Raw genomic sequence first — 20152 nt, 5'->3', positions numbered from 1 at the left:
GCGTTCGGGACACCGGGAATTGCCTGCACTGACGAGAAAACTGGAATGCACCGGAGCCGGATTAACGCAGTGTCCGACAACGTGATGACTCAGTCAGGCCGTATTCAGCCAGACAGGACTGAGATAGTGCCCAATTCATCAGCTGGCAACTGAGGGTGAGCCGAATGGGTATTTATCCACATCCACAGACATTTGTGATTATGGTAGCAATCTGCGGTGGTGATGCTGAGTTGATGAAGCAGCAACAAGCAGCACGCGGTATGAAGATAATGTATCCCGAGCTGATGTATGAAAAAGGGCAGGAACTCAAGGCGGGCATCTAAAGTTTACTTATTGATATCTGGCATAGCATCAGGGCCGTATAACGTCAGGGTTCCTTAAATGCAATTTAACTTATGTTGAGTGTAAACTCAGTTCATAAGGCAAGTGTGTCATATGCAATTGATTTAAATTAAATTTTTAATATAAACAACAACTAACCCTCAGATAACTTCATGAACTAACAGAGAATCTGGTTCTTGTGAGCATCTTCTGAATTTTTGCTCTGTCTCAGTTCATGATCCATTTCCAATCACAATCGCATACCCAAACACGTAAAACTTTAGGGGGGTTTCTAGTTACCCTCTTGAAAAACCGATAATTTTTGGTAACATTTAGACGCATCAATAGTTAATCAGAGCTGATGTCTCTGATGGCGGTAGCGTTCTTAGAGTCGACTGGATTAGCGGTTTTTTCCAAATTCACCTTTGCATGTCGCTCTTTTCTGCATGTCCGGTTGAACCCTTCGATAAAGGCATTTTGCCTTGGCTTAGCGGGCCTCACAAATTCCAGCATCACACCATGCTCTTCTGCCCATTGTGCCAGCGTCAGCGAGATCAGCTCCGGACCGTTAGCCTAGTATTAAATAGAAAGCATTACAATTTTAATATTGCAAAAGTAGTTTGAGGAAAAGATGAAGTTAGTATCGCCTGCGTTAAAAAGTTGGGTCGAATTGGTCGAAAAATTTCTGCTAATAATATCAACAAGCATTATTATACTGACAGCCGCATATAAAGGAGGCGTTTTAATTACTTCTAAATCAGAGAAAACTATCGCAGAAAAAGAAGAAACAGAAAAAAGAACAAAGGTAATAGATTTGATGGCGGAAACATATACAAAATCATTAACGCAACTAAATTCTGATATTAAAAAAATTGATGCAAAACTTGAAGAGCAACTTGGTGTTGGTTCATATGGATGGAAACAATACAGTGCAATACGTGAAGAAAAGGTCAAAGATAGAAATGCGTTACTGCAATTACTCGGCAATCAAGTTGTACAATTAAAACAAGCCGAAAAATAATAACAATACGGCATGGCGAAAATCGATGGCCGGATAGCGAGCGCTTATCGAAAATTGACGGAACAGGACTGCCATTAAGTTTTTGCCTGAGCCATGAGCAGGTGCATGAGAGTAAAGCGAAAGATTACGAAATGTTGATAGATGAGTTAATTGCGTAGTTAGCCATTGAAATTAAGGAGATGGGAGAAGAGCGTGATGATCTGGCCTCCCAACTGACTCGCCTTGAAAAATCTATTGAGATTCAGCGAGAATCGCTCACTGCTGCACAGCAGCAATTAGAAACGCCCTTACTTTATCAGGGCGAGAGCGGTAGCATTACGGAGTTTGATGATGGAGATTTTCCTCTTTGGTCTGAGCAAAGGAACGTAGTATGGACGTAGATTTTGATGAGAAATGGGTCAGGGAGGAGGTAATGAACATGGCGAAAAAATGGGGAATAAAAGTTCAGCCACCAGGTGCGCCGATTGATCCGAACTGGTTGAATGAAAAGGCTCTATTTCGTATGTTAGCCATTCATGCAGACGGGAATATCGACTTTATTCACACCCTGAGAGAATACTCGGATTTGGGCTATGAAGAACAGCTGGAACACATATTGAGTGCCAAAGATGATTTAAAGGATATTCTTCAAAATCCGGACATCTCTGCTCTGTTGAGTTGCGCATTTCATGTTGATGGGGCCATAAAACTTAGCGAGGCAGAAGTTGCTAAGTTGTCTATGTTGAATTATGGGGCGAATATTTCGTCACAAGTTGCTCGGCAAGAGATTGACCGTATTTTGTCAGTGTTTGCGTACCCTATTTCTCGCGCGCATGTGTTTAGAGGGCCTGGCTATTACTTTATGTTCGACGGCGTAAGTGTAGATATGAAGTCGAGGTTTTCCTCGGTCAATGACTACGACGTTGTTGGTTTGGAGTATCCGCGTTTTGCAAGAGACATGCTTAGGCATTATAACAATATTAATGATTCTATTTTTTTCGTTACGCGGCATTTGATGCATGCTATCACGACTGAAATCCCAATAACCAAAGATCAGTTGTGTAAGGAATTGCTTAACAAGCTGGCGCCTAAAAAATTAAAGACATTACACAAGAAGGCTACAGGTGGTGATCACTACGTTGGTCATGACAACACGGATATTTTTTTTGAGGACCAGTGGGTTCGGGTTCTTGAGGTGCTCGATAGCCTACGGCAGCTTGTTAACAGTTATCGTAAAAAGGGCACATGCGCTGAACTGGATGATGTCATTACCTTCATGACCTACCACAGTTCTGAAATACGCCATGCCAAAGTGATATTTGGTGTTGATATCGATGGCATTTTCAATAAACATATCAAGCTGAACCCCAGCAGGCCTTATAGAAAATTACTGCTGGGGCTGTTGGATGCAAAGATTAATGTGCTGGCATTTCATCAAAACGTTTCGCAAATTCTATATGATTCTGATTTTTTGAATCCCGAGTTTTCTGGTAGCCTTATCTTTAAGCAAGACGTTGTAAAGAACGTAAGCAAAGAGTGTCAGAAAGAATTTCGAGAGTTCAAAGAGGCACAGAGATTCATTCGGGAGCGAGGGCGAAACTTAAGTTTGCTTGCGGAGCTTGAGGAGTTTACTGCTCTATACATGGATGTGATGATGAATGATAATGGCGCTAGCTACCACAGATTGGCAGGTTCCCACGCCTCCGTTGAACTGTTCCTGACTACTGGTAAATATGGCCCTAGCCCTATTGAGTTGGAGGATTCGGTCACGCTAATGGGGCATTTCTTTACCTTGCTAAGCTCATATCATGCGGTTTTTGAAACAAAACAGCTTAAAAGACAGGCTAAGAATCTGGCTCGTAATAAACCTTTCACAAGATCTGATATTCATGACGTAGCGAGAAAAGATGCGTGGGCCAAACTTATCCGTTTATATCGTGAAGAAAATGACCCGTTAGTAATGGTGTTCACGGCTCAGAAAGCCATGAGTCTCATAAAGCGAAATGGATATGTTCCCAAACGTGATGTGCTGCACAGTATGAGTGTCAATTACGGCGGAGCCTTGGTTGGACTGTACGCTAAACATACGTTTTCCAGGATGATTCCAGGAGGGCAGGTGCTGGCAAATACTGGTGCATTGGTATACTCGATTTATGACGTGAAGAATGCGAATTCGTTTTCCAATCTTTCAGATTATCCTTATTCTTCAATTTTTACTGATGAGACCCTCGACCATGATACCAAGCAAAAATTGAAGTCAGAGAACTGGCTTCTGATTTTTGATGACAATACCAATAGCGGTGAGACTGTTGATAATATAAGATCATTAGCTGTGGATTCGGGTGTATACGCGCGAATTAATACATTTACTTGTCGGGCCAACCCAGATATTAGAAATTACAAGTCCACGCTGACCACCGAGCAACGGATTGATATTGTCGGAGTGGCTGGATTGAAAGCAAGAAAAGCGAAAGTCAAAACAGTAGACGAACGCTATAAGGAGATCATTGGGACGATAGTGGGATATCGGCTTTCCAAGATTATTAAGCCGTCCGTGCCACCTGCAGCACCTCAACAGCAGACTTCAGAGTGTTGATCGTCGCTTGTCATTCGTGCAAGTGGTTCTGTGGTGATAAAGCTAGTGACTCCTCGAATGATGCATGGTTTTCCTCATTTGAGCTAAGTACTAACTTTGAGGTTAATACTAGATTGGGGTTAGCCGTAACGTAGTTGAATAACTGGATTGCCACAGACACCATTTGGTAATTTTATCTCTGTGCTTCGACAGCTGAATTTGCTTGAAGGACTTGGTGCTCTGGTACCTTAGCCAACAATTCGACCATTAGGATATTCTTGTTGAAAACTCAAAACATTCCAGAGTAAGTGGGTCTTTAAAGTCAAAAAAATCTCAGAGTAGTGTTAAAACCTTGCTTGCAATCCGTAAAAATTTTAAGGTTGAATAATAGCTGTAGAATCAGATGTAGCCTACTACTAAATGAATTGCGAGATGATTAAGAAAGTTTGAACTTATTATGCGCTGAAAGGTGTCTTTTTATTGGAGCAGTTTCATACCATGCTATATAAATATGTAGGAAATGTTGATGACGATAAAACCATCGAATATTTGGATGCCTTTGTTGATAAAGGCACCATATATGCCAGCAGAGCCTTAAACTTTAACGACCCAGCCGAACTGAAGTTAATTTTTGACTATAATGCCGAATTATCGGTGATCAAACAACGATTTCATCAAGCCCGTCCAGAAAGAACAGAGCAAGAATTTTGGGAATGGTACAAATCGTTTGATGAAAATTCTAGGTGGGGTGTTGAGTATAGTATGCGAAATTATACTTTGACGACAAAAGGTATTGTGTGCCTTACGCGTGAGTATGATAACTACTTGATGTGGTCACATTACGCCAACTCTCATACCGGATTCTGTATAGGCTTTGATGATGCCTTCTCTCATAGCATTGAAGATCGTGCGATTGAGGGTGATGTCGTGTATGTTGACTCATACCCCCATTATAACTATTACACTGATGCTCCTAGAGACTATTTAAGCGGCACATATCTTCATAAGGGTAAACCGTGGGCTTATGAAAATGAGTACAGAGTAATTACTGAGGGTTCTGGTGTTAAACAATTTGATAAGTCTCTTATCAAAGAAATTACTTTAGGTTGCAGGGCTTCATTTAAACTTCAAGATTACGCCAGTAAGCAAATAGACAAAGGAATAGATGTCTACAAAATGGCATTAGATCGTAATTCATATAGATTAATACGAATTCGTGTAAAAGAAGGTCATTATTTCCAGGGTGACACATAGTTCATAAGTTAAATTAGGCGGGTAGAAATCCCCGCCATTCTCGATGTTGTTTTGTGACTTAAAGCACCTACACTTCAAAAAAATACAGGATGGTTCACTAATAATGTCCAGCACAACGCAAAATTATTTGTTTAGATTAACCCCATACACAGCTTTTGTTAAAGGGTTGGTCAATGTTAACTCCAATGACTTTGCTATTTCTGATGAGTCAGACTCCGACATCGGATGCAACGATCTACACGTATTAACATCACCACATATAAACAGTCTCACTGATGAGAAGGAAGTTACTCGGAAGCTAAAAGGTTTGCTCATGCTAATTAATGGTGCACTCTCAATAAGTTTTGGATTTGAACAATTTGAAAGATTTGGCCCTTTAGGAATAGATGCATCTGAAGGCATCAGTTTATCGCATGTTACTAATATTGAATCTTTGGATATAGAGCAGTCATCTCCATTCGCTTCCGGTGTTGACATGAAGCTTGCCACTAATGCTCAGGAATATTCCAAATTAGTCTATGTAGCCTCTCAACGATATGATGTCAGGGTTATTTTAGGTATGTGCTCAATGAGGCATGACTGGGTTAATTTGTACAGATTATGGGATACACTGTCGCACTTCATTTCTGAAGAGTACAGTAACGACAATGCATTTATACCTGACATAAAAAAAACAAAACCACAAACCAAGGATTTAGTTTCGGTGCTCTGCGGCATACCTTTAGCCGATATTAGCGCATTCACTGCTACAGCAAACAGCTTCGAATTGCTTGGTCTCGCATCACGTCATGGAATTGGTGGTACCGGGAGTGGTGGTAATCCCCAAAAAACAATGAATCGTTCAGAGGCGATGAAGTTTATCTGGACCATCTGTCAACGTTACTTGAGACGAACAAGAGCCCTTTGAGTAGCAGCTGCAGGTTGCCGCCATTAGATGTTAATCAAACCGACATTACTGACTGATCGTTCTATCTAAGACTGGGGGCATGTCAATGAACGAAACCATCAACTTGGTTTGCGTCTTTAAAGCTATCGACATAGCAAGCAGGGAGTGAAGTAATGACCAAATTTCTCGGAAAACTGTTCGACAGGGTTTATGCGGAGAAGGATTTCAGCATTAATGTCGCCATATTTGTCGCCGGACTCGCCGGGATGAGCTGCTATCTGGTCCTTCATGACTCTGTCCTGACGCTGTTTGCATTTATTATTTCGTTTCCGATCGTCAAGATTATTGCCGGAGGATGGCATCAGCGTCTTATGGCCCGGAAAGGAAAGGCCACTGCAGAGCAGCAGCTGGCCGCTCTTTGTGATTCTCTGACGGACAGTGAAAAAGATGTGGTGCAGCACTTTGTGGCACACGGCGGCGCCGTCATGACATGGGGGCAGATGAACCGGCTTGATGATCCGCAAACCGGCGTGGAGTCCCTGGCACGGAGGGGATTACTGTGCACCTCTGTGTCCGTGGATGGAATGCGGGAGACTTTTGAGCTGGACCTGACGCTTTTTACCTATGCTTACCGCTGGCAAGCCCCTCAGAAGATGAACGTTCCGGTATAAAGTCAGGCGCATGCCCGCGATTTCCATAATGTTCAAAGGGTGGGACTCATTCGGTCCCGCCCTTTTTCGTGTGGAGACTCAGCGTTTGGAAGGGTGGATACGTTCTTTCAGGATTGTGGCCAGTTGTTCTGCCGACAGCAGATTACCCATGTTGTTTTCAAACGCCGTGTTAAAGGCGCTTAACATTCTTGCATATGTCCCGATGCTCGGGGCGTGAGAATTCAGGTCCCGACCTTTAAACTGTTCAAACCGCTGAAGCTTATTAATGATGAACTCCGCGGCAACCAGTAATTCCGTTTCATTATTACCGTCAAATCCTCTGAAAACAGGGTTCCGGCCAAACGGTGCTGCATCTACTTCAAGTCGGTTTTTTTCTTCATCCGTCAGCGCGGCATAACTGTACTCGATGAGGCTCCACATCTGAAGAATATCAAATACATATTTAACTTCAGACGGCGTTTCCTGGTTTTCGAAGGGGATGCCGGAAAATTTCCAGGGAATGGCCCACGTCTGCTTGTCGAAAATAGCATCGCGAATAAAGTTATGATCAATATCCCCCTGAACATCATTGTTGTCATACAAATCGCATAGCATGAGAAGAATGAGTTTTTCACTGTCTTTGATTTGCATGTTCAGTCACCTTTTGGGTTGAATGTAAATTCATCGGCAATCCGGCCGATTTTCGGTTGAAGAGAGGACAATTTTAGATAGATTTGCCGGCTTTCCTTTAATTTATCTTCCGGGGAAACCGCATCTGACAGGTGTGAAATATGTCGTCTGACAACGGCCGTAAAAGAATCAATATGCACGTTTATTTTATCGGCGAGGTGGGGGTCAGAAAATGCTGCCTGAAACTGCTCAAGGAACAGTTCTGTTTCCTCGATGATGGGCTCCATTTTAATGCCGACAATTTTTTCAGCATTACAACCGAGTCCCACCGTCCGCAGGGACTTTATGGCATTGCTAAGGGCAGCATGAACCGTCCCTGCCTGCCTGACACTTCGATGATACTGTATTTGTTTAACGGCCGATTCGGCCTGCGTTGCTGCTCGGCGCGACTGAAGCCATCCGTAAAGCGACGCAATGGCGCAAAGGATTGTTACTACTGTCCCAATGCGCGAAAGCAAAACATCATTCATTTCCATGAAGACCGCCTGATTTTTGTCTGAACAATAACAGGTTACCAGAAAAGGCCGCCTATCTCTCAGTAAGACGCGCACGCTGACTGTCAGCTGGGTATATTTTCTGGCGTTCAACCCAATTTTACTTGGCTGCGGGAATGTTCACGTCCAGGAGAATACTACCGCGGTACCTGTTACCGGATGAAATGTGGGCAATCTTTATGCGGTATGTCTTAAGCCTCGGCTCGGACTGGTTGATACGTCCGGTACATGCCTGAATATAAGCGGGCCTTGTATATTTAGTTCGGAAGTAACAGGGCGGCAAAATAACGCAGTTCCGTGATGTTTCTCAGATTAAGCGTGGCGGTTATCGCACTGACATGGGAATAACATGTTTTTGGATGTATACCCGTGGCGCGTGAAATCCTGTGGAGATCGAATCCATGCCCGAACCCTGATAGAACGGAGCTTTGTACCGGGGTCAACCTTTTGCAGGCTGAGATGGCCTTACACTGAGCCATGAATCGCCACAGGTTTAACAGACACCTCAGAGCCATTTATGGACTGACCCCGCCCCGGTAGACGATCCTGCCCTATAGATTGAGCATAGGAGGAGCATATGGGCACACCACGATTTACACCTGAATTTAGGGAAGAAGCCGTCCGTCAGATAATGGAGCGCGGTTACTCTGTTGCTGAAGTATCCGACCGTCTGGGCGTTTCTGCGCACAGCCTCTACAAGTGGCTACGGGCTATCAAGCCTGATAACAGCGAACATCTTACCTCGCTTCAATACCAATACATTTTTAATGGGTATAATATGTGGCTGCTTTTGCCGCATTATTGACAGGAACAAGGACTGGTGATGAATATTGATTTCAGTTTAATTCGCAGCGCCCCCAAAAGCCGTAACGATAGCTTTGAAGCACTCGCCGTACAGTTATTTAGGAAAACCTGTCGAGTACCGACAAATTCAACATTTATTAGTCTGCGTGGAGATGGTGGAGACGGTGGAGTTGAGGCATATTTCCGCTCACCGGACGGTGCCGTATTCGGTGTTCAGGCAAAATACTTTTTCCAGCTTGCTTCCGCAGAGCTTACACAGATTGATAGTTCCCTTAAAGCCGCGCTAAGCAACCATCCCACACTAACCGAATACTGGATTTATATACCGTTTGACCTGACCGGGCGTGTTGCTGCGGGAAAGCGAGGAAAAAGCCAGGCGGAACGCTTTGAAGAATGGAAAAGTAAAGTCGAATCGGACGCGTCAGCGCAAGGGAAGTCACTTTCTATTGTCCTTTGTACCGCAGCTGTTATCTGCAATCAATTACTTGAGATAGACCCTAATGGAGGGATGCGTAGGTATTGGTTTGATGACACGCTGCTGACATCTGCTCAAATTCGACAATGTCTGGATGACGCCATTGCTTTTGCCGGGCCAAGATATACTTCAATGCTGGATGTGGTGACGAATGCTCATGTCGGCCTGGATTTCTTTGGTGGGACTGGTGACTTTTGCGAGTGGTACGAAACATCATTAACACCAATCGTTCGAGAGTTCCATTCACTGAATGGATACGGACGCAAATCGCTGGATATACTCGGCGAAACCCGTGCTACATCCGCCACGGCATTGATTGAAGAAATAATTGCCTACTGTGAGAGCATGAGAGATAACAATGTCACGGCCACATCGGTTACAGATCTTTGCGTCGCTCTGTCATCTCTACTAGAGGCATTTGTCATGCCGCAAGAATGTTTAAATGGCAGTGCTCGTGGTGCGAAGGTGACCAGGCGACCATTTTCTAGGTATTGAAAAAAATCGGTCATTTCATGAATAGCGATTGCAGGGTCATGTCCAGAACAGTAAAAGCTATAACAGAATGTAGTTCTATGCTTTATGTACCAGTACTCATAAAAAAACTTAATCGCCTGGAGAGAAGCTGATTGAGTTGAAAGCGAGCGATACTCCAGATGGTCAACTAGATACCTAAGCGGATAAAGTGCTGGCAAACAGATTTTTACATCCATCAGAATCCAGTGCCTTCGGCCGTTTGAACTTACAATCTGGGTAAGTGAGTACATAGAAACACCCAACAATCAGCATGAGGTGAAGTAAATGTACGACAGACCTAATGCAATAAAAGGGAGGTATCTCAAAATTCACAACATGCTGATTTCTGTGGCCGCACGAGTGAACCATGAAGTAATAGACCCATGGAGTTTATTTAACATAATATACATTATGCGCACTAATGATGTGGTAGCAAAGCTATAATATCCTAAGCCGTAGATTCTCACCATCGAGGGATTCCGATGCATTGTTCATGCAGCGGAGTTTTTCACTTTGGATGAAGTTAACCGACTCAAAATCATTCACTATGTTGTCGCCGGCGACTGACCATACAGATAGCCGCGCAGCGCCTTGGGTATCTTCGAGCGTCAGTGTCGCGACGTCTTCTTTCACGTTTCCGCGAACACAGCTAACCGTCGTCGGGGAAAAACCAGCAATAACCAGCTCCCGGCCGGTCTTGCCCGGTATGCACTCAACATAATCCGCGAACGCTATATCGACTTTGGGCCGACACTAGCACGTGAAAAACTCGCGGAACTTGATGACCATCAGTCCACAGAAACTGTCCGGTCGCTTAGGGTTAAAGCTGGTCTCAGGGTTCCCCGCAAACAACGAGTTTGCCACTCATTATCAGACTCAACATTCTTTACCGTTTACCATTTTAACCAGTAAGAAGTTCCATTCGTTTCCCACAATCTCTGTTGCCGGCTGTATCAATAATGAAACATCATTTTCATACTTTTATCGGGAACAATAATGTCAGTGTATTGATAATCGAGGGCTCGAATCCAAACCTGGTGTAAAACTCCCTGACTTCATCATTCAAGGCATGGACGAGAAGCGCCCTTACACCGACCTGAACTGCGATATGTTCTGTACGGTATATTGCATCCTTAAGCAGTGCCGCTCCGAGTCCCTTCCCTGCCCAGGCTGCATCGACCGCAAGCCTTCCCAGAACAATGACCGGTACAGCTTCAGGTGCATTACGACGGTATGCCCCCGGTACTGTGTTTCTGTGCACGCTCCCGGATGATAAGCTGTAATACGCGATGACCCTTTTTGTGTTTTCGGCACAGACCACAAAGACCCTTGAAATGCCTGTACTGTGGTTCTTCAGCGCCTTCTTCTTCAACCACTCGTTAAGAACCTGATCCTGACAAAAAAATTCTGCTATGTTGTGTCCAGTGCTGAGTGGTTCCGGTGGTCTCATTCCCATGGCGATTTGCGGTTCATCAGGTTATCAATACGTGCCTGACGCTCCGCTGTCATAGGTGCGTCAAGCTCTTCCATGAAACTAGCAAACTGCTTATCGTCCAGCAGGAACAAGCGCTGATCCAACAGAATGTCCTGAGCTTCGCGACAGGCCACTTCAAGCATAAAATCAGTACGTGATTTAGATACAAGATTTGCGGCCATGTCGATAAGGTCGCGCTGGGATGTTTTCGCCCGAATGTTTATCGGAGCTTCACGAACGTCTGGTTTCATAGATACCTCATGTGTAGCAGTCGTATACACAATTATAGACTTTGTATATAAAATTGCTATACACATCTGTTGCGATTCAGGTCATTCTGGTGATGAATGGTCAGGCCGGAGTTTATATCCGGTGCCGCCATATCCAATACGATCGCTGTCGTTCTCCTGTGCCCTAAAAACCAGCCGTCCATTAAATGAAAATATGCGCTGGTATCCCGTAGACGGGATACCAGCGCATCACGCATCTGACTAATAAAATTTCAGTTCGGTCGGCTTGTCATTGCAATCACTGTCATCCTCGCCAATTGACGATTCTCGGCACCCCGCTCTTCAACTCGTTCTCAGAGAGGTAAGTCAGTGGATTCGGAGCTGTGTCTCCGTAACGCAAAGCTTGCGAGGTAAAACGTTATCCAGTGGACGATGTTCCTCAATCGAATGCCACGGAGATAAGCCTGCAGGCAGAGAGGGTTTTATAAATGATTTTCTGCATCAGGCGTCATTCGCTACGAGGTATTGATGCTATGATCATCATTGCTCAGTTCGGTTGATAATGTGTTTCTTTTTGGAGATTGTTCGATCTGAACAATCCGGGCTGAGTTCCCTTCAGGAGATTCCTTGTTGAATACAACAAAATTCCTTTGGAGTCCGCTATGCCTACAAAGAAAAATAACCCAAACATAAATACCAACACGGTTTCTATCGGCGGTAGAAACTACCTCACACAGCTCAAACCGGGAAGTAAAAATCCAAGAGTACTGGATATTCTTCCCGACCAACCCGATATCAGGGATACGCTCTTCCAACCCAACTTGCGGGTATTAAGGCCGGAAATAAAACCGACTCTATCCTTCACTATTCGAGATCAAGGGAGAAATAACAGCTGTGTTGGTTTTGCGCTGGGGCATTATATCGATATTCTGATGTCCGCCAATAATGATCTAATAAATAATCGGGTCAGCGCACGGATGCTTTATGAAATGGCCAGGGCTAATGATGAGTGGGCAGAATCACCTCATGAAGGTTCCAGTCTGCGTGGGGGGCTTAAGGGCTTTTATCGTAATGGTGTCTGTAAGGAGAGTAGCGCGCCTGCTAATAAGAAATCCTGGACGTTAACCTATGAACTGGCAAAAGAAGCACGTGAAATCAGGTTGGGTGCTTATTATCGGCTGTTACCAGAACTTAGCCACTACCACGCAGCCCTGAATGATATCGGTGCTATTTATATCTCCGCGCAAATTCATAGCAACTGGTATGTTGTCAAAAACGGTAGCATCATTCCGGGCGGTGAGCCCTTTGGTGGCCACGCGTTCGTCATTGTTGGCTATGACAAAACCGGTTTCCTGATCCTCAACACATGGGGTGAGGAATGGGGAGATAAGGGCATAGCTCACTGGGATTACAAAGACTGGGCCGACACGGTGATGGATGCATGGGTTTTGCAACTCGGTGTGAATGCCCCCTCTGCCTTCGATGCTATCCCCAGAATGTTCACAAATGCTCCCTCTGGGCTTTTTGGTTTATCTTCCCCGACCCGGGATGAAATTCTCGGTCATTTTATCAATATTGATGATGGGAAACTAAAAACCACGGGTAAATACTTCTCTCCGGTTGGCCTCGAAATAGAAGAGACAGCAAAAAGATTACTTTCGCCTACTAGCAATAAGGGGGATGGATTTGATCATCTGGTTATTTATGCTCACGGAGGACTTAATTCCGAGGAAGCTGAGGCCAAACGCATTGCTAAATGGAAGAGGTCGGGGATTTTTGATGGCAACGGCATTTATAACTTTCATCTGATGTGGGCATCCGATTTTATTGGCGAAGTGTTTGGCGGAATTTCCGCCGCCTCAGATATTGCCGGAGTCAGCTTTAGTGATGATTTTATGTATGAAACAGGACCGGTAAAAGCCGCTGGGAGTCGCGCCTGGCGTAATATGAAAGGAGATGCTCAGGCAGCGTTCAGCGGCGACCCTGATTATGATGGCGGCTATCGTGGACTATTGCCATTGCTCAAAAAACTGGATCAGGCCAGGGTGAAAAAGATCAAAATTCATTTGGTGGGACACAGTGCCGGGTCAATCGTTTTGGGCAGGTTACTTACCACTTTCGGCCGTTTTGAGCTGAATACTCTCTGTATTGAGAGTATTCATTTGATGGCTCCAGCCTGCACCGTGGATTTTTTCAATGAACATTATCAGCCTCTGCTCACAGATAAAGGGAGTATAAAGCTAAACGATAAAATTTATCTGTATATGATGCAGGATGACCTGGAGTATAAGGATATTGTTGGCCTGCCATCTGTCCCATGGCCAAAATACCGCCACTCCCTGCTGTATCTGGTATCTCGTGCATTTGAGGAAAGAAAAAATATGCCATTAGCTGGAATGGAAATTTATAAATCTGGAATGCCGAAAGGAAATAATTTGATAATCTATCATTCGCAAAGCAACGAGACAAAATCAACCTCTCACGGGGGCTTTGATAACGATTTAAGCACCATGACTACTATACTGAAATGTATTAAAGGGGGGGGATTATCCCACCCTCCCAGGGAGGATGATATGACGGGATATTAATCCATCTATACGGATAAAACATTGAGGTAGAGAGCGCCCGTTGTTATTCAAATCAGCGCATAACAACGGCCCTCTTAGACATTTTGATGACAGGCTTCTCCTTCTCTAAAACGAACGCTTATGTCATTTTCGAAATATACGCTTTCTCACGACTATTTTATCTAAAGCTCCACTGTGCCGTAATGACAAATACTGACGGTATGATAATGCCAACATCCATCCCAAAATAAGATGTAAAATTATACTGGAACCCATGATAGATATAGGGAGAAAAACCGATTCCTGTCGCTTTCTTAAAATCATGGTATGAGCCATGATCGCCGCAATCACTGAAAGCATCAAAGAAAAACTCACCGACATAGCCATATATTCCCTTGAAAACCCAGCCATTATCCCACCCTACCCAATCCCTTCTTACGCCGGCAGCCAGGCATCTGTCATCAAAGCTGTTTTTCATTGTGCCGAGCACAAAACTATATTTTGAATCATCAGAGAATTTTCGCTCCACGGATATGAAGTTATTTTCAAAATTCTCAGTATACTGCCCGTGGTTATGGGTTAAATGATAAACATATGAGCCCGTATTGATTGAGTACAGGTTTATTTCATCCGCCGAACAATACCATGTAACCAAATACAAAATTCCGCACCACAACCATGTGGTATATCGTTTACGGCCATCCGGTTTATATCGCGCATTATCCATACACCCTCACCTTGACTAACGTACTGAAAATGATGACTGATTTTCTAATGAACCGCTGATTAAACAATTCTACTAATCTTTGACAATATGCTAATTTAGCGCCAACGCTGGCTCCGAAGCCGATAAGACCGCCGCCGGATGAACGCCATTTCTCTACCACCGCGCTAAATTGCTACCCGCCGACCAATTTCCACCACCTGATCGCCCGGCAAACGATAGTAATTGGTAATGTGGGTGCTGTTTCTCACCATAAACGCAAAACAGTTACGCTGCCACGCGACCATGCCATGCCCCTCGAGCGCGATGATCGTCTCGTGTCCCAGATACCAGGTGATCTCTTCTGGAACAAACGGAACCGCCAGTCCAGGGACGCTATGAAGAAGCTGCGGAATATGCGGTTGCTCCATAAAGCCATAATGCGCAACGCCCTGCAGATAACCCGGTGCCCGCTCGGTAAGCACCAGTCGCTTCCCCGCATCCACATAAGGGATGTTCTGTACTTCAATGGTCAATGAGATGACCTGCTGTTGCAGAGCGCGGTTACGCGCGACGTGCCAGCGCATAACCGGCGGCACGCCATTCTGACTACGGGTTAAAAACACCGCAGTACCCGGTACGCGAGGAATCTTCAGCCGGTTGATTTTCTTGAAGAACTCGTCAACATCCATCACTTTCTCATTAATCGCGCGTGACGTGGCCTTCACGCCGCGGTTCCAGATAATCATAACGCCGCAAACCACGGCTGCCAGCATAAGCGGGATATAACCGCCCTCCATGACTTTGACCAGATTGGCAATCAGAAAACTGCTGTCGATCAGCAGAAAACTGATGGCAACCAGCGTACTGGCAAGCAGATTCCAGCCCCAGATTTGCCGCATAGCCATGAACAGCAGCCCGGAGGTCATCAGCATCGTCAACGACACTGCGATCCCATAGGCTGCGGCGAGGTTCTCTGATGATTTGAATGCAATCGCGAGACCGACGGTAACGATCATCAGCAGCCAGTTAATCGTGCCGATATAGATTTGCCCGTAGCTCTCCGCGGTGGTTTGTTTGATATGCAAGCGCGGAAACCAGCCAAGCTGAATCGCCTGTCGGGTCATTGAAAACGCCCCGGTAATAATGGCCTGACTGGCAATGATAGTGGCCAGGGTGGCCAGAATAACCAGTGGAATTTGCAGGAACGGTGGGCAAAGACGGAAGAAGATATTCTGTGAAATGTCCGCACCTGAAAGAATTATCGCTGACTGGCCCGCATAGTTGAGTAATAACGCCGGAAACGCCAGGCCAAACCAGGCCATCCAGATTGGTTTTCTACCGAAATGGCCCATATCCGCATAAAGGGCTTCGGCTCCGGTGACACACAGAAACACACCGCCTAATACCAGGAAGCTGCTGAACCCATTTGAGAGTAAAAAGGAGACACCGTAGGCCGGATTCATCGCCAGCAGCACTGCCGGATGCTGGACGATACCCGATATCCCCAGCGCAGCAATCGCCAGAAACCACAATGTCATCACCGGACCAAAAATTTTACCTATTTTGGCGGTGCCGAATGGTTGAATAGCGAATAAAGTAACCAGGATCACTACCGTGGCAGGTAATATAAAAGAGTGTGCGTCAGGAAAGATAATATTCAGCCCTTCAAGGGCTGAAAGCACGGAAATAGCGGGCGTAATTGCGCCATCTCCGTATATCAGCGCCGCACCAGTCAACGCAGAAAATGTCACCCACTTACTATCTTTACCTTTATGTACCAGCAATGACATCAGGGCCATGATTCCGCCCTCGCCATTATTATCCATACGCATGGCGAAGATGGCATATTTAACGGAAGTAACCAGAATAAGTGTCCAAATGATAAGTGATAATAAACCCAGAATGACATCGGGAGTGGGACTATCGCCGGATAACAGCAGTATCGTTTTTAGCGTATACAGTGGGCTGGTGCCAATATCACCAAAAACCACTCCCAGCGCTCCCCCTGCCAGCATGAGCTTTCCTGATGTCCTGTGGCTTGCTGAGTTATTATTAGCCATAATTCCCCGTCCCTCTGGCCGTTTTATTGAATATTCAGGTTCTGATGTTGGGCGAGCTGCAGCGTTAATTTCTCAATGCGCTCAGCCATTTGCCGCGTCAGGTCCGTTAATTCGGTATTTTGCTGCAATAAAATCATCAACTGTTCTGATTGCCGCTGTGCGAGCCCCTGCCTTTGGCTTATATCTTCCGCCAGCTCTTCACGGTGCTGTGCATCGGCTAACGCGTGCGCCCCGTCGCGCTCAGCCTGTCGGGTTTGTGCCAGCAGGATCAGCGGCGCCGCGTAGGCCGCCTGTAAACTGAAGGCCAGATTAAGCAAAATAAAGGGATAAGGGTCAAACCGGGTCCATCCGATAATATTGATAAGGATCCAGACAACGACAATGACCGTCTGTGCCACCAAAAACGTTGGTGTACCAAAAAAACGTGCGAATGCTTCAGCTTTCAGGGCAAACCATTCATCACCAAACGTATGCGAGTAGCGGGATAAGGGTCGATGAAAGCGGAAAATATCCTTCTTATTCATAGGACACCTATAAGAGAAGCTGCATTCCTGAAAGAGAAAAGCGTTTGTTCTGTATTAAGAATATAGCTAAAGGTACCGGGATCGGCCTGGCCATCCTTATGAAAGGACGTCGGTATTTTCAGGAGAACAGCGCGCCGTCAGGCGATCGGGATGGAACACGCTCTGGGCAAGCGGCGCCTCATTGGCCCTAAGACCAGATCGGATGGAAGTACGTGGCGGCGATCCAGGGGTGACAACAACGGTTCGGGACCCGCTTTGCAGATGATACAGCGGGTTCAGAACAGGGAGCACAGGGCTGCAGCGAGTACATCCCGTGAATTCCCTGCCCTTCACCAAGGGTGAGCGGGAAGTCTTACTTCCCGAACAGCAGCCGGGTATATTTTGTCGAAATCGCACCGCTGTGTTTACCATCCGCGCCATAATATCGGTCTTCACGGCACAGCTTTTCCTTAATATCGCAGAATGTGCCGCCGGCAAAGGTAAACGAAGTCGGGTCAAACTGCCCCTGTGAACTCAGTCGTTTCGCCGCTTCTTTGCCCAGATATTTCGCAGTCATGGCCTGAGAAACGCCGTCTGTCGCCGTGGCGCAGATATACTTATCGCACAGGACGTGTGCTTCCGGCGAGTAAAGGGAAACAGGTTGTTTCGCCCAGACGGGAATGGCTGCCGTCGCCAGCAGCAATGACAATAGGCATGGTTTCATGTTGATATGCACTGAATAATCCCGTTAAATATTTTATGTGTGTTTCGGATAATGCGCATTGCTCACGCTAAGCAATGTCAGACTATTTGAATATATTGTCGCTGTCTACATCAGATAATTCTGCAAGTCGGCAAACTGGCGGCTTATCTGATATAACCCTGCTCACGCATTCTTATTACAGCTTCATCACTCAGGCAGACCATACCCGTCGTCAGTAATTCAAATCCGTGACGCTGATAAAATCCGGTTTTATCCGGCACCGAATAAATAAAAATTTTCCCGTAGGGTAACAGCACATCACATATTGTCTGCATTAACTGACGGCCATAGCCCAGCCCTTGATAACGCGGATCTACGGCCACATCGGCCAGATAGCTACACCAGGTGAGATCGCTTATCGCTCTGGCTACCGCAACCAGCTGGCCGTTGTGGAAACCAAACCAGCAGAACGTACTGTGGCGAAAGGCCTGTTCAAGCAACGATATATCGCGTTGCCCCAGCCCGGAAGCCGCGATAAGTTCTGCCATTGCCCGCCAGTCAACCGAGTTAAGCCCCTCTTTACCTTGCAGCATCATCATTGTGGCATCCTTTAAAACCGCAGATATTAGCGATCGTTTATAGCAGGGAACGGCTGAAATTTATATGTGCGCTCAATATTCCTTCATGCGCCCGCTCAGGACAGGATGAACGCTTGTGGCGAGAGTAATAAGACTCAGCTCTAAGCCGCGGAAAATCTACGTAACATGGCGATTTAAATAAGCAGGTTCACCATATTTATCACACATCCCCCTTCTCCTGCCGCCGATACCCTATCCGGATCTCCCTTCCCTGCGCTTTTCCATGCTAACGATATTGTTCCGATTCGATAGCCTCGCGGACCTGAAGCAGCGCCGCTCGTAAATGGGTGATATTCACCGAACCAAGCGCCATCCGGATAGCCTGAGGCACCGTTTGTGAGGTACAGAATGGTTCAGCCGCTGAAACGGCAATATTTTTATCCAGCAGATCTTTGACCACCCGGTCGGCCCTGGTCTCATCCGGCAGAGGAAGCCAGGCAAAATAGGAGCCCGGATGGGCGATATAAGCAATATCCCCGAGCGCTTCTCTCAACACGGATTGCCGCTGGCGCGCGTCCCGTCGCTTCAGCATTTCAAAACGGGCGACGCTCCCATCCTGTATCCAGTTGCATACCAGGGTCGTCATAATTGATGGCGTGTTCCAGCTCGTTGCGCGGACCGCTCTCTGCAGGGCTCCTCGGTAAGCGTCAGGACAGATAACCACGCCGACTCTCAGTCCGGTGGCCACATTTTTGGAAAATCCGTTGATGTAGAGAGTACGTTCCGGGGCAAAAACAGCGACCGGCGGAGGAGGACGATGAGCCAGATAGGCATACGCGGCATCTTCAATGATCACAAGGTCATGAGTGCGGGCAATGTCGGCCAATATTTTACGTTGTCGTTGGCTCAGCACCCAGCCCAGCGGGTTATGTAACGTGGGCATGGTATACACGGCGCGCACATCTCGTTTCTGGCAAAGTTGCTTCAAGGCGGCGAAGTCCGGACCATCGGACAGCGAAGGTATGGCGATAAGTTCGAGATGGTAGAGCGCGGCCAGGGCTTTAAAGCCGGGATAGGTCAGCGCGTCAACGGCCACCACATCGCCTGGTCTGAGCAGACCCATCACCGCGACAGCCAGTCCATGCTGGGCGCCGTTGACGATAATCACATTCTCCGCTGATGGCTGAAAGCGGTGCCCGGCAAGATGTCCGGCGATGATCTCGCGTTCGCTAAGCCGGCCGGCATGAGGCTGATAGCGTAAATGTGATTCAATATCACCGGCGGCGGCCACCCGTCGCAGAGCATCACGTAGCGCATCGCCCTGCCCAGGTAATGTCGGATAGTTAAAGTTCAAATCAAGGACATCGCTGGCCACCGCGTGCTGATCGACGCCGTGACCAGGCGGCAGCGCAATCTCTCTGACGAACGTTCCCCGCCCGGTCTCACCGCTGACCAGCCCCATCGCTTCCAGCTCTGCATAGACCCGCGTCGCCGTTGCCAGAGAAATATGCTCCTTTGCCGAAAGATCCCGATGAGTCGGCAAACGCGTCCCTGACGCGATATCACCGCGGCGAATCGACGCCGCAAACCGATCGACGATGGCTTTATAGCGGGCTTTCATCCAATGTATCCATGACAATAATTTGATTGTATCAGATGCGTGAGATTA

Annotated in this window: 18 protein-coding genes and 3 pseudogenes; 10 read left to right on the top strand and 11 right to left on the bottom strand. The window is 46.4% G+C overall.

The window, feature by feature from the left end; all coding sequences use genetic code 11:
- Positions 1 to 164 precede the first annotated feature (164 nt).
- Positions 165 to 323: a hypothetical protein gene (locus DSD31_RS26190; RefSeq protein ID WP_004861965.1), complete on the top strand. Its 159-nt coding sequence runs from the start codon at positions 165 to 167 to the stop codon at positions 321 to 323.
- Between the two features lie 433 nt (positions 324 to 756).
- Here DSD31_RS26190 and DSD31_RS12915 read toward each other — a convergent pair.
- Positions 757 to 891, bottom strand: a pseudogene (locus DSD31_RS12915) (IS3 family transposase); the annotation flags it as partial.
- Positions 892 to 952: 61 nt separating this feature from the next.
- Between DSD31_RS12915 and DSD31_RS12910 the strand changes: the two are divergent.
- The 5 genes from DSD31_RS12910 to DSD31_RS12890 all read left to right on the top strand — a co-directional run bounded on the left by DSD31_RS12910 (position 953) and on the right by DSD31_RS12890 (position 6707).
- The gene (locus tag DSD31_RS12910) at positions 953 to 1342 is read left to right on the top strand and encodes a hypothetical protein (protein WP_048023565.1); all 390 of its coding nucleotides are present in this window, start codon (positions 953 to 955) and stop codon (positions 1340 to 1342) included.
- 370 nt (positions 1343 to 1712) lie between these two features.
- Entirely contained in the window at positions 1713 to 3917 is a 2205-nt protein-coding gene (locus tag DSD31_RS12905) for a hypothetical protein (RefSeq protein WP_205318369.1), read from the top strand.
- Positions 3918 to 4376: 459 nt separating this feature from the next.
- Positions 4377 to 5150, top strand: coding sequence for a DUF2971 domain-containing protein (locus DSD31_RS12900; protein ID WP_227505863.1), 774 nt, complete (start codon positions 4377 to 4379; stop codon positions 5148 to 5150).
- Positions 5151 to 5253: 103 nt separating this feature from the next.
- Positions 5254 to 6057, top strand: a complete 804-nt coding sequence (locus DSD31_RS12895; protein WP_048023571.1) for a hypothetical protein — start codon at positions 5254 to 5256, stop codon at positions 6055 to 6057.
- 152 nt (positions 6058 to 6209) lie between these two features.
- Complete coding sequence (locus DSD31_RS12890) at positions 6210 to 6707, top strand: hypothetical protein (RefSeq protein WP_113991087.1); 498 nt, start codon at positions 6210 to 6212, stop codon at positions 6705 to 6707.
- Between the two features lie 78 nt (positions 6708 to 6785).
- Here the strand turns inward: DSD31_RS12890 and DSD31_RS12885 are convergent, their stop codons facing one another.
- Both DSD31_RS12885 and DSD31_RS12880 read right to left on the bottom strand, forming a co-directional pair.
- A complete protein-coding gene (locus DSD31_RS12885; protein ID WP_048023574.1) occupies positions 6786 to 7337 on the bottom strand; it encodes a YfbU family protein in 552 nt (183 codons plus the stop codon).
- Positions 7338 to 7339: 2 nt separating this feature from the next.
- Entirely contained in the window at positions 7340 to 7852 is a 513-nt protein-coding gene (locus tag DSD31_RS12880; protein ID WP_047417481.1) for a hypothetical protein, read from the bottom strand.
- 595 nt (positions 7853 to 8447) lie between these two features.
- On the opposite strand from DSD31_RS12880, the pseudogene DSD31_RS12870 reads away from it, so the two are divergent.
- The 3 genes and pseudogenes from DSD31_RS12870 to DSD31_RS26440 all read left to right on the top strand — a co-directional run.
- Positions 8448 to 8603, top strand: a pseudogene (locus tag DSD31_RS12870) (transposase); the annotation flags it as partial.
- A 90-nt stretch (positions 8604 to 8693) separates the two neighbouring features.
- Positions 8694 to 9644 carry a hypothetical protein gene (locus DSD31_RS12865; RefSeq protein ID WP_227538650.1) on the top strand — a complete coding sequence of 317 codons (951 nt, stop codon included), beginning with the start codon at positions 8694 to 8696 and terminating at the stop codon, positions 9642 to 9644.
- A gap of 504 nt (positions 9645 to 10148) precedes the next feature.
- Positions 10149 to 10517: pseudogene (locus tag DSD31_RS26440) on the top strand (ISNCY family transposase); the annotation flags it as partial.
- A gap of 118 nt (positions 10518 to 10635) precedes the next feature.
- Here DSD31_RS26440 and DSD31_RS12850 read toward each other — a convergent pair.
- Both DSD31_RS12850 and DSD31_RS12845 read right to left on the bottom strand, forming a co-directional pair.
- Positions 10636 to 11118: a GNAT family N-acetyltransferase gene (locus DSD31_RS12850; protein WP_113991085.1), complete on the bottom strand. Its 483-nt coding sequence runs from the start codon at positions 11116 to 11118 to the stop codon at positions 10636 to 10638.
- Positions 11109 to 11387, bottom strand: coding sequence for a type II toxin-antitoxin system TacA family antitoxin (locus tag DSD31_RS12845; RefSeq protein WP_015584326.1), 279 nt, complete (start codon positions 11385 to 11387; stop codon positions 11109 to 11111). The genes DSD31_RS12850 and DSD31_RS12845 overlap by 10 nt, the downstream gene beginning before the upstream one ends.
- Positions 11388 to 12028: 641 nt before the next feature.
- On the opposite strand from DSD31_RS12845, the gene DSD31_RS12840 reads away from it, so the two are divergent.
- Positions 12029 to 13954, top strand: a complete 1926-nt coding sequence (locus tag DSD31_RS12840) for a C1 family peptidase (RefSeq protein ID WP_113991393.1) — start codon at positions 12029 to 12031, stop codon at positions 13952 to 13954.
- Positions 13955 to 14111: 157 nt separating this feature from the next.
- Here DSD31_RS12840 and DSD31_RS12835 read toward each other — a convergent pair whose 3' ends face one another.
- From DSD31_RS12835 to DSD31_RS12810, 6 genes are all read right to left on the bottom strand, one after another.
- Positions 14112 to 14660: a hypothetical protein gene (locus DSD31_RS12835; protein WP_004862054.1), complete on the bottom strand. Its 549-nt coding sequence runs from the start codon at positions 14658 to 14660 to the stop codon at positions 14112 to 14114.
- Between the two features lie 164 nt (positions 14661 to 14824).
- Complete coding sequence (locus DSD31_RS12830; RefSeq protein WP_369974009.1) at positions 14825 to 16654, bottom strand: potassium transporter Kup; 1830 nt, start codon at positions 16652 to 16654, stop codon at positions 14825 to 14827.
- Positions 16655 to 16722: 68 nt separating this feature from the next.
- Positions 16723 to 17223, bottom strand: a complete 501-nt coding sequence (locus tag DSD31_RS12825; RefSeq protein WP_004862067.1) for a DUF1003 domain-containing protein — start codon at positions 17221 to 17223, stop codon at positions 16723 to 16725.
- Positions 17224 to 17575: 352 nt separating this feature from the next.
- The gene (locus DSD31_RS12820) at positions 17576 to 17926 is read right to left on the bottom strand and encodes a YcgJ family protein (RefSeq protein ID WP_113991392.1); all 351 of its coding nucleotides are present in this window, start codon (positions 17924 to 17926) and stop codon (positions 17576 to 17578) included.
- A 143-nt stretch (positions 17927 to 18069) separates the two neighbouring features.
- Entirely contained in the window at positions 18070 to 18504 is a 435-nt protein-coding gene (locus DSD31_RS12815; RefSeq protein WP_054828890.1) for a GNAT family N-acetyltransferase, read from the bottom strand.
- A 265-nt stretch (positions 18505 to 18769) separates the two neighbouring features.
- Positions 18770 to 20104, bottom strand: coding sequence for an aminotransferase-like domain-containing protein (locus DSD31_RS12810; RefSeq protein WP_015584321.1), 1335 nt, complete (start codon positions 20102 to 20104; stop codon positions 18770 to 18772).
- Between the last annotated feature and the right edge of the window lie 48 nt (positions 20105 to 20152).

The organism is Klebsiella sp. X13 (assembly GCF_003323835.1).
Lineage (GTDB): Bacteria > Pseudomonadota > Gammaproteobacteria > Enterobacterales > Enterobacteriaceae > Klebsiella > Klebsiella ornithinolytica.
Note: the sequence above shows the minus strand (reverse complement) of the source record. Positions and strands in the feature narration are given on the sequence as shown.